Origin of the sequence: Pseudomonas allokribbensis, assembly GCF_014863605.1 — a bacterium.
Classification (GTDB): Bacteria; Pseudomonadota; Gammaproteobacteria; order Pseudomonadales; family Pseudomonadaceae; genus Aquipseudomonas; species Aquipseudomonas allokribbensis.
In genome coordinates this window covers 2,381,325-2,396,355 of sequence record NZ_CP062252.1, presented here as the reverse complement: position 1 = coordinate 2,396,355, position 15,031 = coordinate 2,381,325, and the positions used below count along the sequence as shown (strand labels likewise).

General features: G+C 59.2%; 13 protein-coding genes. 7 read left to right on the top strand and 6 right to left on the bottom strand.

Going from position 1 to position 15,031, the window contains the following annotated elements; all coding sequences use genetic code 11:
• Positions 1 to 41 precede the first annotated feature (41 nt).
• Entirely contained in the window at positions 42 to 512 is a 471-nt protein-coding gene (locus tag IF199_RS11025; RefSeq protein WP_192560376.1) for a hypothetical protein, read from the top strand.
• A 437-nt stretch (positions 513 to 949) separates the two neighbouring features.
• Here the strand turns inward: IF199_RS11025 and IF199_RS11020 are convergent, their stop codons facing one another.
• Positions 950 to 1,768 carry a VanW family protein gene (locus IF199_RS11020; RefSeq protein WP_192560935.1) on the bottom strand — a complete coding sequence of 273 codons (819 nt, stop codon included), beginning with the start codon at positions 1,766 to 1,768 and terminating at the stop codon, positions 950 to 952.
• A 244-nt stretch (positions 1,769 to 2,012) separates the two neighbouring features.
• Here IF199_RS11020 and IF199_RS11015 point away from each other — a divergent pair, with 244 nt between their 5' ends.
• Positions 2,013 to 2,834: a glycosyltransferase family 2 protein gene (locus tag IF199_RS11015; RefSeq protein ID WP_192560375.1), complete on the top strand. Its 822-nt coding sequence runs from the start codon at positions 2,013 to 2,015 to the stop codon at positions 2,832 to 2,834.
• A gap of 328 nt (positions 2,835 to 3,162) precedes the next feature.
• Here IF199_RS11015 and IF199_RS11010 read toward each other — a convergent pair whose 3' ends face one another.
• From IF199_RS11010 to IF199_RS10990, 5 genes are all read right to left on the bottom strand, one after another.
• A complete protein-coding gene (locus tag IF199_RS11010; protein ID WP_192560374.1) occupies positions 3,163 to 3,747 on the bottom strand; it encodes a hypothetical protein in 585 nt (194 codons plus the stop codon).
• Positions 3,748 to 3,860: 113 nt separating this feature from the next.
• On the bottom strand, positions 3,861 to 4,928 hold the full coding sequence (locus IF199_RS11005; RefSeq protein ID WP_192560373.1) for a lipocalin-like domain-containing protein: 1,068 nt from the start codon (positions 4,926 to 4,928) through the stop codon (positions 3,861 to 3,863).
• Positions 4,918 to 7,389 carry an ABC transporter permease gene (locus tag IF199_RS11000; RefSeq protein ID WP_192560372.1) on the bottom strand — a complete coding sequence of 824 codons (2,472 nt, stop codon included), beginning with the start codon at positions 7,387 to 7,389 and terminating at the stop codon, positions 4,918 to 4,920. The genes IF199_RS11005 and IF199_RS11000 overlap by 11 nt, the downstream gene beginning before the upstream one ends.
• The gene (locus IF199_RS10995) at positions 7,386 to 8,039 is read right to left on the bottom strand and encodes an ABC transporter ATP-binding protein (RefSeq protein ID WP_192560371.1); all 654 of its coding nucleotides are present in this window, start codon (positions 8,037 to 8,039) and stop codon (positions 7,386 to 7,388) included. Before IF199_RS10995 ends, IF199_RS11000 begins: the two co-directional genes overlap by 4 nt.
• Positions 8,040 to 8,089: 50 nt before the next feature.
• Positions 8,090 to 9,787: a sulfatase-like hydrolase/transferase gene (locus IF199_RS10990; protein WP_192560370.1), complete on the bottom strand. Its 1,698-nt coding sequence runs from the start codon at positions 9,785 to 9,787 to the stop codon at positions 8,090 to 8,092.
• Between the two features lie 391 nt (positions 9,788 to 10,178).
• Between IF199_RS10990 and IF199_RS10985 the strand changes: the two genes are divergently transcribed.
• From IF199_RS10985 to IF199_RS10965, 5 genes are read left to right on the top strand one after another with little or no spacing between them, the layout of a single operon-like run.
• Positions 10,179 to 11,531 (top strand): UDP-glucose dehydrogenase family protein, encoded by a 1,353-nt coding sequence (locus IF199_RS10985; RefSeq protein ID WP_192560369.1) that lies wholly within the window; start codon positions 10,179 to 10,181, stop codon positions 11,529 to 11,531.
• Positions 11,528 to 12,565 carry an NAD-dependent epimerase/dehydratase family protein gene (locus IF199_RS10980; RefSeq protein ID WP_192560368.1) on the top strand — a complete coding sequence of 346 codons (1,038 nt, stop codon included), beginning with the start codon at positions 11,528 to 11,530 and terminating at the stop codon, positions 12,563 to 12,565. The genes IF199_RS10985 and IF199_RS10980 overlap by 4 nt, the downstream gene beginning before the upstream one ends.
• A gap of 17 nt (positions 12,566 to 12,582) precedes the next feature.
• Positions 12,583 to 13,329, top strand: coding sequence for a sugar transferase (locus IF199_RS10975; protein WP_096821353.1), 747 nt, complete (start codon positions 12,583 to 12,585; stop codon positions 13,327 to 13,329).
• Positions 13,329 to 13,976, top strand: coding sequence for a CpsD/CapB family tyrosine-protein kinase (locus IF199_RS10970; protein WP_096821352.1), 648 nt, complete (start codon positions 13,329 to 13,331; stop codon positions 13,974 to 13,976). The genes IF199_RS10975 and IF199_RS10970 overlap by 1 nt, the downstream gene beginning before the upstream one ends.
• A gap of 21 nt (positions 13,977 to 13,997) precedes the next feature.
• Entirely contained in the window at positions 13,998 to 15,023 is a 1,026-nt protein-coding gene (locus tag IF199_RS10965) for a polysaccharide biosynthesis/export family protein (RefSeq protein ID WP_192560367.1), read from the top strand.
• Positions 15,024 to 15,031: the final 8 nt, after the last annotated feature.

Below are 15,031 nucleotides of genomic sequence, written 5' to 3'. Positions count from 1 at the left end.
TAATTGATAAAATCACCGCCACCAAAAACCAGACCCACACAATGACGAGCAACTTCGAAATCGCACTGAACAAAAATGAGTTCCCAGATTACTTCAGGGGCAAAGGAGAGTATTTTACGAGAGATCCTGACTGGGGAACTCAGTTGCATATCAGAAACTGGCAGGACTCGAGTATTTTTCTAAAACCGCTGAGCAACTCGACAGACATACTGAAAAACGCATTCAGCTTGTATCTAAGCACTGTAGAACTCACGATAACCGATGCGCATGACCTGCTTGAAAACATTGGCTGCTATTACTACTTGAGAACCAAACAACCCTACCTATCAAAAAACGGTTTCGATCTTATCCGAGATGCCAACAACGACGAAAAGCGAAGAATCTCGAAAACAATGTCATTTCTCAAAGAGACAGTTGCAACCAACAACACTCCTGAAAATCTCGAGCTCTTCAATCGTCGAGTAAACATGCTCGTCAAAAATGGCGGACCAGACAATATAACCAACCTATAACATAGGTCTAATATAGAAACATCGATTACAAAAAACCAATATTACATACTTTCCTTTCACAAGGTGTTAAATAAATCATGAAAAAATACCTAGCCCGACTCGGAGCCAAAATAACTTTCGATGATATATCGCACCTTAATCAAGCGATCAAACTCTCTCTCCTAATAAACAATTTGAAGGAGGATATGTTTCAAGCGATCTTCCCATGCGGCCAAATACTCGATATCGGATGGTATCCAGAATTCAGCACTCGCGGTTCCTTTGTAAGCTCTCTAATCCACAATCAAGACTGGCAAAATCCGATTCATTGTGAAAAATCCAAAAACTGGGCAGAACTGAAAATCGCGTTAGAGAACGTATTAAAAAACTTGGAAAGCTAGAATCGAAAAACGCTTCTGACACATGAAGCAAACCAAATGACTAAAGCAACATCACCACTATCCCCCCTCAATCATCCCCTCCAAAACCTCATACTTAACCACCACCCGATTCCCATACAACCGCTCCCTCTCCACCAAAGCCCCCACCTGCCCCTTCTCCCTCACCTCCCGCCAAATCTCATTCTCCCGATACACCCGCTCCCCCTCCCGCACAAACCGATGCCCCAACTCAAACACGTGATACCGATACGCCCGTTCCCGATCACACAACAATTCCCCTTCCAGTTGCGTCTCCCCCACCTTCAGCTTCAGCTGAAAGCTCCGATCCGTCGGGTTGTGCAGCACCAGATCGATGTAGTTGTAGAAGATCGCCGCGCCGGAGCCGAACGGCAGGACACGGCCGTCGTCCGGGAAGGGGTCGAAGCTGTGGTTGGCGCGTTCGATGACGACCAGGGGTGAGTGAATGGCCATCCAGTGGATGAGGTTGCTGAGTTGGCAGATGCCGCCGCCGATGCCGGTGCGGGCCTGGCCGAAGGACAGTTCCATGCCTTCGACGTAGCCGCGTTGGCGGGTCGGGCGGCCCACGAGGCGGCAGAAGGAGAAATATTCGCCAGGGGCGATGGTGACGCCGTCGATGGCGGCGACGGCGAGTTTGAGGTTGATGACTTTGTTGTGTTGCAGCGCAAGGTCGGAGTCGCCGAGTTTGCGAATCAGTTTGGAGGTGTGTTTGAGGTAGCGATACGGCAAGCGCTCGGACGTCGCGGCAGGTCGTGCGTAGCGTTTGCTCGAACAGTGCCAGGCGATGTGGCGGAACAGTCTTTTTTGCCACACGCGCAGCCAGTAGAGGGCCGGGTGGTAGAGGGAAAGTGGTTTCATCCGTGGCAAACGGCGCGGGCCGTTGTCTTCCTTGATCTGAAAATGGCGGCGCATCTTACCGTGGAAAGTCGCCGTGTGCGCGGCCTGCGCTTGCGTCGCACGCCGTAACAAGTCGACTGAACCCGACCGCTCCAAAATTAAGCTTGAACTAAGGTTGCGTCCCTACCATCCGGGCCACAAAGCAGCGGGTTGCGAGCATCGATTGCCGCATGCAAAACCCTTCAACTTGATGTGAGCCCTGACCATGAGAGCGTTTGATTTCCCCTCGGCACAACAGCCCGCGTTCAGTCTTGTATTGGTCAATTACAAAACCCCGGAAATAACCCGGATGTGCCTGGAGTTTCTCCAGCAATACGTCAAGGATCATCAGATTCCGGTGTGGGTGGTGGACAACGATTCTGCGGACGAAAGTCTGACTTACTTGCGTTCCCTTGACTGGATCAACTTGATCGAGCGCCCCTCGCCGGGTAAGGAACCCGGACATATTGCTCATGGCAAGGCACTTGACCTGGCACTTGCGAAAGTTGAAACCGATTATCTGTTTCTGCTGCACACCGACACTTTCGTGTTCGACAGCACTGTCTTTTCAATGATGATCAACGAGTGTATGCAATCTTTGGATACAGCAGCAGTCGGTTGTGTCGAACAGCTTGATCGGGGTGTTCTAAGAGACACCTGGCGCTTGTCTTCGCGTTATTTCAAACACTATTTCCGGCGGGCAAAACTTCAGTTGGGCCTGCGCTCCCGGGAGCCAAAACCCTACCGGGAAACCCACCTGAAAAGCTTCTGCACCTTGTGGAATGCACGGTTGATCAAGGCGCACGGGCTACATTTTTCGATGGACGACCGGGTCCCGGGATACACGCTGCAGGATCGATTAAGCAGCCTCGGCTACGGCATCAAATGTCTTTCGCCGCGTACGATCTTCCGCTACCTGGATCACATCCAGGCAGGCACCGTGGCCGCCGCCGGTGGCTACGCCAAGAACCACCGCCGCACCACCATGTACCAGCAAACACTCAAGCGTATTCAGATGCAGCAAGGCATGCGACCTGCCAAATCCTGAGAACAATAAAAAAGGGCGACTTCACAGTCGCCCTTTTTTTATCTGAATTCTTTAGCCATCTCTCTGGAGGAGGTGTTCGCCCAGTGTAATGGCCTGGCAATCCATGCACCGGTAAAGAGCCCTGACACTGGGCGAACGGGAGGGATTTTAATGGAAGTTGGCGGATATGTCGTGCTAATTGAAAATGAATTTTATGTACTAAAACGTTAACGAATATTGATCATCGATATTTCCCGACAAACTTTCAGAATTCTCCCACTCAAACATTTCATATGACTGTTCTCATACAACTATTTGTACAAGAACAGTCAATCTGTAGAGTTAATACTCAGCTTTCATGTGCACTGGTCACTTTTAATACATCGGTGTAAGTGACCACAACGCTCTGTCCGACTTTCAGATCTTTGAGCTTGGCTTGGATTTCAGGCTTTTCGACGTTGAGGGTTTTCGATTGGCCCGAAGGGTTTTCCAGAGTGACCTGCTTTTTCTTCAAATCAATTCTGGTGATTTTCAGTTGCACCTGAATCTGACGGAACGCCTCGCCACCGGGGTTGCTGCTGCCCACGGCGTTGCGCAGCTCACCGGTACGCTCGGTGGAGCCAGGCAGACCTTTATCCACGTCGGTGTCCAGGAAAGCGGCAATCGAATGTGTAACCTGGATGTCGACCTTGTCGCCAACCTTCAGGTTGCCGAGGTTTTTCGCCTTGTTGCTGAGCTGAATGTGCACCTGGCGACCTTCCGCGCCTTCAAGGACAACCTGATGATTGGCCGGGTCGACCGCCAATACTTTGGTGGTGACCTGGTCGGCCTCGACCGCTGCGGACAGTGGAATGTCGGCGGCCAATGCCGTGAGGCTGGTGGCGGACAGGACAGTGGCAAGTGCGATGGCGTGCGTCAGTGCTTGGAGCTTCATAAGCGGTACTTTCCCTGTGATGAATGGCAGCACACCGCGCCGAATCGGTTTCAGCGCAATGCGTGCGAAGGAGCATAGACGCTGATCGACCGTTGCTCCTCGCACAGGGCGAATCAGTACCCGGTCATCTCCAGATAACCCTGCCCGCCCTGACTGCCGCTCAACCGCACCGGCCCTTCCCAGTAAGGAATGCGCAGCCCCATCCAGGCGCTGGGGTTGATTGCATCGAGGGTGATCTGCAGATTCTTTTCCGGAATCCCGATCGACCAACGCACCGGCATCGAACGGCCAGCAACCTTCGCGGTGTCCTGCGGGGTCAGTTTGATCTGCCCGGCGTGCAGCGTTTCGGTCTGGCCATCGGCGGCAATCCAGGTGCCGGTCAAGTACGGCGCGCCTTCCTTCTGGCGCATGCGGTAGAGCATGACGTGCGCGCCGTCGTCCAGATGCAGGGAGAACCAGTCCCACCCGGTCTGGTTGGCGGTCAGCGGTTGGCTGCTCCATTCGCGGTCGAGCCAGGCCGGGCCGTTGACGGTGTAGGTGTTGCCGTCGATTTGCAGGGTGCCGCTGGCCTGGAAAAACGGCTGGCTGTAGTAATACGACGCCTGGCCCTGTTCGGATTTCTGACTGAAGCCGTGATCGCCTTGCAGCACCAGCGGGCGGCTGGAGGTCAGGCGCAGTTGGTAGCTGAAGTTTTTGTCCTTTGCGCTGAGCTGCATGTCGACCAACGGATCGCTCGCCTGACTGACGAAACGCCAGTCATCGATCCACGCCTCGAACGGCGCCGAACGCACCCCGGCCTGCCCGACGCCGCCACGCGCATAACGCTCGGCGGCGTGATGGACATTGACCGACGTCACCGCCGCATGACCAAGCCAGATCGTTTGATTGGCCCAGCCCGGTTGTTCCGGCGAGGCGTTCAACGCGCTGCGAAACAACGTCCACTGCACGCCGAAATCATTGCCCTGGGCATCCTTGAGATTGGCCGTCACATACCACCACTCGATGCGAAAACCGTCATGGGCGCCGTGATCCGCCGGAAAGCTGAACACCCGCCCCGGCACCACCGGTGTGAAGGCTTGCGCCTGGGCGCCCATTCCGGCGAAGCCTTTCTGCTCCGGTGCCGGGTTGTCGCAACCACTGAGCAACAACGCCAGAAACACCACGACGAAGCTAATCCTCATGGGCAAACGTCCTCAACAAGTCCGCCGGTTGCGTGCGGTACAGCGAATACAGCGGCCACGCCGAGGCCAGCAACGTCGCCAGCAAGGCCAGCCCGGTCAGTTGCAACAACTGCCACGGAAACACCCGCAACGGCAAACGCCAGCCAAAAGCCTGAACGTTGATCACCGCATCCAGACACCACGCCAGCCCGATGCCCAACGGCAATGCCAGCACCAGCGTCAGCACTGCCAGCAGCCAGGTCTGGCCGAGGTTGAGCAGCATCAATTGTCGTCGCGTCACCCCCAGGGCCCACGGCGGCGCCAGTTGGCCGAGGCGGCTCTGGCTCTGGGTCAGCAGGCTGATGAACAGCGCCACCCCGGCGACGGCGAGCGTCAGGCTGTTGAGCGCGGCCGTTGCGGCGAAGGTTCGCTCAAAAACCTGCACCGACCAGCCCTTGAGCCGCGCCTGATCGACGATGCGGCTGTCGTCGAGCTGGAAACGTGCCTGCAAGGCGCTCAGCAGTACGGGGATTTTTGGCGGTTCGATACGCAGGTTGAAACGGTTTGGCGTCAGTTGCGGCCAACTGCGCAACAGGTGATTGCTGTTGACCAGCACATGCCCCTTGGGATTGCCGTAGTCGGCGTAGATCCCGACGATGCGCGGCGACCACGGCAGACCCGGCGTGGGAATCGTCAGGTGATCGCCCGGCCGAACCTTGAGCCGGCGGGCGAGTTGTTCGCTGAGCATCACCGCATCGTCGGTGGCCAGCGCAGCCCACGGATCGTCGCCCCGGGCTTCGAGCAGCGGCCAGTGCTGGCGATAGTGCGGATGATCGATGATGCCGAACACCTCCGTCGGCCAGCCTTGCAGCGTCACCGAAACCTGCCAGTTGGGCAGGATCGCCGTGACGCTCGGTTGCTGTTTCAGCCAGCTGTAGAGCTCGCGGGCCTGGGCCGGATTGCTCGGGTTCAGATAGAGCTCGGCAGTGAGGCGTTGTTCGAGCCAGTCGTTGAAGGTCTGGCGGAAACCGGCGGTCATGCTGCCGGCACCGATGTTTGCCGCCATCGCCAGCAGCAACGCCATCAACGCCAGACTCAGCGCCGGCAATTGCTGTCGGCAGTCGGCGAGAAACCACTGCCCCAGCACCGAACGACTGCGCCCGAGCAAGCCGTTCAACAGCGCACTGAGCACCACCGGCAACGCCAGCGCCGCGCCGAGCAGCAACCCCGCCATCAACACAAAACCACTGGCCAGACTGTTGCCCGACAGCAGCGCGATCAACGCAATCGCGGCAAACACCCCGGCCACCCAGCCCTGCCGGCGCAACCAGCGTGCATGCTGTTCGTGCCAGGCTTGCGGATCGGCCACCGCCAGCAACGGCAGCCGCGCCGCCCGCAGCAAACTGTTGGCCCCGGCCAGCAACGCGCCGAGCAGGCTCAAGCCGATACCGCTGAACCACCACCACGAACTCAGGCGCAACTGCCCCGCCACTTCCGCGCCGTACAACCCGCGCAGGCTGGCGGCGACATCCGGCAACAGCACGCTCGCCAGCCAGTAACCGCTGACGACGCCGAACAGGCCGCCGATCAACGCCAGTGCACCGAGTTCGACGATCAGGCAAGCGATCAGCATCCGCGCGCTGACACCGCAGGCGCGCAACGTGCGCAACAGCCCACGGCGCTGTTCCAGTGCGAGGCCGATGGCGGCATGCACGATGAACAGCCCGACGACAAACGAGAGAAATCCCAGCGCATCGAGGTTGAGGTGAAAGCTTTCGGTCAGCCGCGCCAGATTGTTTTCTTCACCGCTGCTCTTGAGCTGCAACTGGCCTTTGAACGCCGCCGGCATGTCGGCGTGAAAGTCCTTCGGCAACAGCAGCCGCGACAATTGATCGGGTTGTTCAAGCACACGCTGAGCGACTCCAATGTCTACCAACAGCACACCGGGAGCCATGTCCGTTTGCGCCCGCAACGGCGGCAACGTCTGGCCGGTTTCGGTTTGCGCTGTAGCGCCCTCGACCAGGTTCAACGCCTGCAAGGTCTCGGGAGAAATCCAGGTGCTGCCCGGCGGGCTGAAGAAATCGACGATGCGTTCGATCGGCATCGCCTGCCCCGCCACCGCGCTGTCGGCTGGCAGGGACACCGGCTCGATGCCCATCAATTGCAGGCGCTGAGATTCATGGCCCTTGAGGATCAACCGGCCCTGCAGCACCGGCGATACCGGCCAGCCCTGACGGCGCAGATCGACAAACCATTGCTGGGAAAACGTCGCGCCATTCGGCGTGCTCAGGCTGGCCTGGGGTTCGCCGCCAATCATCTGGCTGGCGCGGGCGTAACTGTCCCGCGCCTGACTGTTGAGCGCTTCGACACCAGTCAACAAGCTGGTGGCCAGGCACAGTCCGGTCAGCACGCTGAAAAACTGCACCGGATGCCGCCGCCAGTGACTGAGCAACGCGATCAACGTTTGCCGAAAAACCCTCACGTCAGACGACCGCTGGACAGCACCACCCGCTCCGCCAGTCGCGCGGCCACGCGCTGACTGTGAGTGACCATCAGCAAAGTGGTCGGCGTGTCATCGAGCAATTCCAGCAACAGACGCAGCACCTCGTCGCTGGTCGCCTCATCGAGGCTGCCGGTGGGTTCATCCGCCAGCAACAGCTTGGGCCGCGACGCCAATGCCCGGCCGAGCGCGACCCGTTGCTGCTGACCGCCGGAGAGTTGTTCGGGATAACGCTTGAGCAGATCGCCCAGGCCCAGACGCTGCACCAGATGGTTCTGCCAGCGCGGGTCATGCCGCCCGGCGAGTCGCGCCTGAAACGCCAGGTTGTCTTCGATCCGCAGGCTGCCGATCAGGTTGTATTGCTGGAACACCAGACCGATTTCCGTGCGCCGCCAGTTGGCCAGTTGCGCCTCGTTCATGGCGTCGAGTCGATGTTCGCCGCTGCGGATGCTGCCGCTGTCGACTTTATCCAGACCGGCGATCAAATGCAGCAGCGTGCTTTTGCCGCTGCCCGACTCGCCCATCAGCGCCAGACTGCTGCCGGGTTTGAGCGTCAGGTCGATGCCTTGCAATACGGGCAACGGGCCTTGAGGGGTGAGATAGCTCTTGAAGACGTTTTGAACCTGCAGCATGCCGCCATCCGATCGATCCGTGTGGGGCAAGGATAGCGGATGGCGCAGGGTTACTGTCCGGCTGCAACGCTGGTCGGCGCCTCTCCCGGCGTGACGATGCTGTTCAGGTCGATGTGTTTCCACTCGGGCTTGGCCCCCAACCGCGCATTGAAGCGGTAGTTGAAGGTGAAATCATCCGCCGTCGGCACGCTCAGCGGTTTGCCGTAGACCGACTCGATCCCCGCGAGGTCATAGCCCATCAACTGCAACAGGGTCGGGAAGATGTTGTAGTGACTGGAGCGATCCTTGTTCGCCGCCAGTTGGGCCGACCAGTCGAGCGTGTGCAATTGATCGCCCTGAATCACCACCAGCGGCACCAATCCCTCTTCCTCCACCGGGTCACCGCCGCAATGGGTGTTGAGCCCAGGATTACCGCGCTCATGCAGATCCTGACCGTGATCCGAGGTGTAGATCAGCAGCGCGTTGTTCAGGTTGGCCTGGGCAAACACTCGCGAGAAAAACTCGCCGACATTCCACAGCACGGTGTTCTTGTAGGCGTTGCGGTACAGCACCCAGTCATCGGGCTGGCCGTTGAAACCGTCGCGCTTGCCAGTGTCGGCGACTTCGGTGAACTGGCCGCGCGGCAAGGTCGGGCGGTAGGCCATGAACGCATCGGGGTATTTGTCGTGCACCGGGAAATGCGCGCCGACCTTGTTGATCACCACCAGCTCCGGTTTGTCGTCGTTGAGCAATTCGATCAGTTTGGCAGCGGCGACCATGTCGCGGTCACGGACGCTGGTCTGGTCGAATTGCACGAATTCGTCGATGTCCTTTTTCTCGGTGTCGGTCATCAGGTTCTGCAGGTTGCCGCCGGTGCGCTGGGCGTCGATGTAGACGGTGCGCAGGCCGGCCTTTTTGGCGTACTGCCAGATCGACGGCAGCGTGGTGTTGATGCGCATGTAATCGGCGCGGGTGCCGCCGTAGCGCAGGGTGACGTTGGTGTCGGCACTGCAATTGGCGATGGACGCCGCATAGCCGTAGTTGAAAATGTCGACGCCCGCAGGCGCCTGCTTGAGGTTGCTGTGCACACCGAACGGCGCGTTGATGTCCAGGTAATTGCCGGAAATGCTTTCGTCGATGATCAGCACGATGTCGTGGCCCACGGCTGGTCCGTTGCGCGCCAGGGTCACTGGCTCACGGGGGCCGACGGTGTTGTGCAGCGCCTCATAGCCGAACAGGTTGAGGTAGGCCAGCGGCGTGTACATGATCGGCAACCCGCGCGCGCCCTCCCCGGCCCGCACGAACAACACCGCACTCAGCAGCAGTACGCCGCACAACGGCGCCGCGATCCGCCAGGCATTTGGCACGGGGATCGAATGCCGTGGCTTGAGGCCGATGCCGACCAACAGCAGCAGGCCATTGAGCGCTCCGTGGACGATCGCGTCCCGGTACTGGTAGGCCGCTTCCTGGATGAAACCGCCGGAATACACCAGTGAGACGAAGCTGCTGTACGTCAGGTAATCGGCGGTGACCCGGGTATAAACATCAAAAAACACCGCCGAAATAAACATCGTTAATGCGAACAAGTGCCGAATGAAAGTCTGACGTATATAGGCCGTTAGTAATAATGCGAAAGTCAGCGCCAAAAACATCGCGCCAAAAAGAAGTACTGCCGGGCCGATACCCATGGCGTTTAAACGTTCAAGGTAATATTCGGAATAAAGCAGTAGATAAATAATTAAAAGCAGTTCTTTCAAATATCGAAACATGGCGATTCCGGGGCGCTTGCGACGGGGCATGGTCAATCGCTTGTCGGCCATTTTCTGACACTAGCAGCGGGCCATCAAAGCGCAAGAACTGTCGGACTTTGGCCAAAAGCGTCAAAAAAACATTGACTCAAAACTGACACACCAAAGTCGTTACAGGCCTTGTATTTTGTGGCCTACGACCGTTTATCGTTTTCTTTGAAATGTGAAAAACATGTCAAGGACGGGACAAATCCAGATACAGCAAGTACTTGATGGCCAATCGCCCCCAGAATTGGGGGTGTTATACACCTGCAACATGTCATTTTGCTGACATGCTTTCCCCACGCTGCGCTATACCCCTTTTGACAGTTCCAATTCGATCTTCCTCCACCGTCTTACGAGGCACGCCAATATGGACGTGAGCGTATTTGGTACGGGCTATGTTGGCCTGATTCAAGCTGCGGCACTCGCCGATGTCGGACATCGTGTGTTGTGCGTCGATATTGACCCGAACAAGATTAAACAACTGCAACAGGCTGTACCGCCTATTAGCGAACCGGGTCTATCGGCAACTTTGGAAGAAAACATCAAGGCCGGGCGTCTGCTGTTCACCACCCAGGCCAGCGATGCCGTAGAACACGCCGAGTTGATCTTCATTGCAGTGGGCACTCCGGCTGACGAGGACGGTTCCGCCGACCTGAGTCACGTGCTCAATGTGGCGCGGCAGATCGCAAGCTTCATGGAGGCCGATCGCACGCTGATCATCAAATCCACGGTGCCGGTCGGCACGGCGGACCAGGTGCTGAAAACCGCCAACGACGAATTGCACCGGCGCGGCAAAAGCGGCCTGCACGTGCGGATCGTGTCCAACCCCGAATTCCTCAAGGAGGGCAGCGCCCTCGCCGATTGCATGCGCCCCGACCGGATCATCGTCGGCACTCAGGACGATGAGGCACGGGCGCAGATGAGCGAGTTGTACGCGCCGTTCTGCCGCAACCACGAAAAACTGATGTTCATGGACAACCGCAGCGCCGAGCTGACCAAGTACGCGGCCAACGCGATGCTGGCCACCCGTATCAGCTTCATGAACGAGCTGGCCAACCTCACCGAACTGCTGGGCGCCGACATCGAAGCGGTGCGCAAGGGTATCGGTTCCGACCCGCGCATCGGCTATCACTTCATCTACCCCGGCTGCGGCTTCGGTGGCTCGTGCTTTCCCAAGGATCTGCGCGCCCTGTTGCACACCGCCGAGCACAACGGCATGCCGCTGAAACTGCTGCGCAGTGTCACCGACGTCAACGACACCCAGCGGCACATCCTGTTCAGCAAACTCAAGGCGCAATTCCCGCAAGGTCTGGCCGGCAAATCCATTGCCGTCTGGGGCCTGGCGTTCAAGCCAAATACCGATGACATGCGCGAAGCCCCCAGCCGCTATCTGATGGATGCGCTGTGGGCCGAAGGCGCCAGCGTCCAGGCCTACGATCCGGAAGCGATGTCCGAGTGCCGGCGCATTTACGGCTACCGCGATGATCTGCACCTGTGCGCCACCCGTGACGACACCCTGGAAGACGCCGATGCACTGGTGATCTGCACCGAGTGGAAGAATTTCCGCGTGGTGGATTTCGAGCTGCTGGCCGACAAGCTGCGCTCCAAAGTGATCATCGACGGACGCAACCTCTACAACCCGGAACAAGTGGCGGCCGCCGGCCTGCACTACAGCGGCATCGGCCTGCGGCATATCTCGCCCGACGGGTTGCGCCCATGAAAATCCTCGTCACCGGTGCGGCCGGGTTCATCGGTGCCCATTGCGTGTTGCGACTGTTGCGCGACGGGCATCAGGTGGTTGGTCTCGACAACTTCAACGGCTACTACGACCCGCAGCTCAAACTGGATCGCGTGCAATGGGTGCGCGACCAGGTCGGTGATTTCCAGATCGCCCGGGTTGACCTGGCCGATGCCGCCGCCGTCGACGCCCTCTTCGTCCGTGAATGCCCGCAAGTGGTGATCCACCTCGCGGCGCAGGCCGGGGTGCGTTATTCACTGGAAAACCCTCAGGCCTACCTGAACAGCAACCTCAGCGGTTTCCTGAACATTCTGGAAAGCTGCCGGCATCACCCGGTCGAGCATCTGATCTATGCCTCATCAAGTTCGGTGTACGGCGCCAACCAGCACACGCCCTACACGGTGCACGACGACGTCAATCACCCGCTGTCGTTGTACGCCGCAACCAAAAAAGCCAATGAGCTGATGGCCCACAGCTACAGCTATCTGTTCGGCATTCCTTCTACCGGCCTGCGTTTTTTCACGGTGTACGGACCGTGGGGCCGGCCCGACATGTCGCCGATCCAGTTCGCCCGCGCCATCACCGAAGGCACGCCACTGAAGCTGTTCAACTACGGTCGGCACCAGCGTGATTTCACCTACATCGACGACATTGTCGAAAGCATCGCGCGCCTCACCGACCACCCGCCACACAACCATCCGGAATGGGACCGCGAGCACCCCGACGCGGGCAGCAGCATGGCCCCGTGGTGCCTGTTCAACATTGGCGGCCACCACCCGGTGGAACTGAAAACCTACCTGGCGCTGATGGAAAAGCACCTCGGTCAGAAAGCCGTGGTCGAGCTCTTGCCCCTGCAACCGGGCGACGTGCTCAACACCTGTGCCGACACCGATGATCTGGCCCAGGCCACCGGGTTCCAGCCCCGGATCGAGCTGGATGAAGGACTGGGGCGTTTCATCGCCTGGTATCGCGACTACTACCCCACTGCCTATCGCCCACGCGCCGCTCGCGGCTGACCTCAGCGGAGGACTGCATGACTGGACATGAGAAAGGTGTACCGATCCAACAATTGGTTCGAGACAAACGCATGGATCCGGAACAGCGAATGCGCCTCGACGCGGCGATCCACCGCCAGGGCCAAGGCTGGGTGACCGGTCGCGAAGGCGGTCGACCATGGCAACTGTCCCGCACCAATCGGGTGGTGGCGTGCTTCGGCGCGCTGGTCATTCTGGTGATGATTTCCCCGCTGCTGATCGGTCTGGCGCTCGCCATCAAGTTCACCAGCAAGGGCCCGGTGATGTTCGTGCAGAAACGCACCGGCTATCGCGGCCGCAAGTTCGGCATGTTCAAGTTCCGCACCATGGTCGCCAACGCCGAAGAGCTGAAAGAATCGCTGCGCCACCTCAACAAGCACGGTGCCGATGCTATTGATTTCAAGATCGACAAGGACCCGCGCATCACCCGGATCGGCGGTTTCCTGCGGCGCACCAGCCTTGACGAACTGCCCAACCTGATCAACGTGGTGACCGGCGACATGCGCCTGGTCGGCCCTCGCCCGACTTCGTTCAACGCCTACCGCTACAAGGACAGTCACCTCGCGCGCCTGGCGATCTACCCCGGCATGACCGGCCTGTGGCAGATCTCCGGACGCAGCAACATCGACTTCGACCAGCGCGTTGAGTTGGACCTCAGCTACATCGCCGAGCAGAGCCTTTTGCTTGATCTGAAGATTCTGTTGAAAACCCCTTTCAAAGTATTCAGCGGCCACGGAGCAAGCTAATGGACGGTTCAACCAACAAAAGCCTGAGCATTGCCAGCCCCAGCGAGTCGAACCTGACCTCGACCGTGCTGGACCTGGATCTGCGGATCCTGTTCCTGACCGCCGCCAACCCCGGCGCCGGCACGACCACCAGCGCACTGGCCCTGGCCAGTCAACTGGCACAAATGAGCAGCGGTCTGGTGCTCTACGTCGATGCCAGCCAGTCGGCCGGCAACCTCACCCAGCAACTGAGCCTGAGCAAGGAGCGCGGCCTGCGCGACTTGCTGTTCAACCCGGATAGCCCGCCGCTGTTGCAGGACTGCGTGGTGCAGGTGTCGAGCCTGCCGTTCCACGTGCTGCCCAACGGCCGGCCAATCCGCACCATGGAACACCTGACCGCCGAGCGCCTGAGCCCGTTGCTCGATCAGTTGGGGAGCCAGTACCGCTTCGTGGTGATCGACGGCGATGCGGTGTATTCGGCCGCCGACACCCTGGTCATCAGCACGCAGGTCGACGGGGTGGTGTTCGTGGTGCGTGCCGAGGACACCCGCTGGGAAGTCGCCCAGGCCGCGGTGCAACGGCTGACCCAGGCCGGGGCGAAAGTGGTGGGCAGCGTGTTCAACCGGCGCAAGTACTACATGCCCAAATGGCTCTACAAAAACCTGTAAGCAAACGCGAGGGATGACGCCATGAACGCCAAGATACTGGTTCTGCTGATGCTGCCGCTTGCAGGTTGCTCCAGCAACTCGGAAACCCAGAGCATGCCGGTGAATATCCTCACCGCCCCGCCGGCCAACGCCCAGGCCACCGACATGCCCAAGATCGAACAGACCTTGCGCCCGCAGGATGTGCTGGATGTGATCTTCCACATCAGCACCAGCGGTTCGGACGCCTACCGTGTGCAGTCGGGTGACCAGATCGGCCTGAACTTCACCGCCGCCAGCCAGCTCAACGGCAACCAGCTGGTGCTGCCGGACGGCACCATCGAACTGCCGGGCGCCAACACCTCGGTGAAAATCGCCGGGCTGACCAGCGACGAAGCGCGCCAGGAAATCCAGCGTGCCTACCAACGCAAGCAGCTGTTCCAGCCCAATCGCAATCAACTGACCGTGCAGATCATCAGCCCGCTGACCAACGAGCAGAACCTGAAAAGCGCCCTCAACCACCCGGCCACCGGCATGAGCCGCGAGATCACCGTGGGCACCGACGGCTACGCGAGCTTCCCGGAAATCGGCGCCGTGCCGCTGCAAGGCATGACCGTCAATCAACTGGAAACCTTCCTCAACAAACGCTACGCGCAACTGCCGGGACGGATGACCGTGGACGTGCTGCTCAAGTCCACCGCCGGCAACGAGATCTACGTGCTGGGTGAAGTCGGCCAGCCCGGCTCCTACCCGATCCGTCGGCCGGTCTCGGTGCTTGAAGCACTGACCCTGGCCCGTGGCACCAACGTCAAGGCGCGCCTGGATTCCGTGGTGATCATGCGCCGCAATGGCAATCAGGTGCAGGCCGTGCGTTACGACGTCGAAAAAGCCCTGTCCGGCGATGCCTCGCAGATCGCCTACCTGCAACCGGACGACATGCTCTACGTGCCGAAAACCAAACTGGCCAGCGCCGGCGAACTCGCAAGGCAACTGGCCGATGTAGTGCTGTTCCAGGGCGTGGGTTTCAGCTTCGGCTATCGCGTCGACAACAAAGGCAGCAACAACAACTGACTCTCGGG

Excerpts from the sequence above, each read along its gene's own strand:
- IF199_RS11005 (WP_192560373.1), bottom strand. The coding sequence starts at position 4,928 with ATGAGGATTAGCTTCGTCGTGGTGTTTCTGGCGTTGTTGCTCAGTGGT.
- IF199_RS10990 (WP_192560370.1), bottom strand. The coding sequence starts at position 9,787 with ATGTTTCGATATTTGAAAGAACTGCTTTTAATTATTTATCTACTGCTT.
- IF199_RS10985 (WP_192560369.1), top strand. The coding sequence starts at position 10,179 with ATGGACGTGAGCGTATTTGGTACGGGCTATGTTGGCCTGATTCAAGCT.
- IF199_RS10995 (WP_192560371.1), bottom strand. The coding sequence starts at position 8,039 with ATGCTGCAGGTTCAAAACGTCTTCAAGAGCTATCTCACCCCTCAAGGC.
- IF199_RS10965 (WP_192560367.1), top strand. The coding sequence starts at position 13,998 with ATGAACGCCAAGATACTGGTTCTGCTGATGCTGCCGCTTGCAGGTTGC.
- IF199_RS11025 (WP_192560376.1), top strand. The coding sequence starts at position 42 with ATGACGAGCAACTTCGAAATCGCACTGAACAAAAATGAGTTCCCAGAT.
- IF199_RS10980 (WP_192560368.1), top strand. The coding sequence starts at position 11,528 with ATGAAAATCCTCGTCACCGGTGCGGCCGGGTTCATCGGTGCCCATTGC.
- IF199_RS11015 (WP_192560375.1), top strand. The coding sequence starts at position 2,013 with ATGAGAGCGTTTGATTTCCCCTCGGCACAACAGCCCGCGTTCAGTCTT.
- IF199_RS11020 (WP_192560935.1), bottom strand. The coding sequence starts at position 1,768 with ATGAAACCACTTTCCCTCTACCACCCGGCCCTCTACTGGCTGCGCGTG.
- IF199_RS10975 (WP_096821353.1), top strand. The coding sequence starts at position 12,583 with ATGACTGGACATGAGAAAGGTGTACCGATCCAACAATTGGTTCGAGAC.
- IF199_RS10970 (WP_096821352.1), top strand. The coding sequence starts at position 13,329 with ATGGACGGTTCAACCAACAAAAGCCTGAGCATTGCCAGCCCCAGCGAG.
- IF199_RS11010 (WP_192560374.1), bottom strand. The coding sequence starts at position 3,747 with ATGAAGCTCCAAGCACTGACGCACGCCATCGCACTTGCCACTGTCCTG.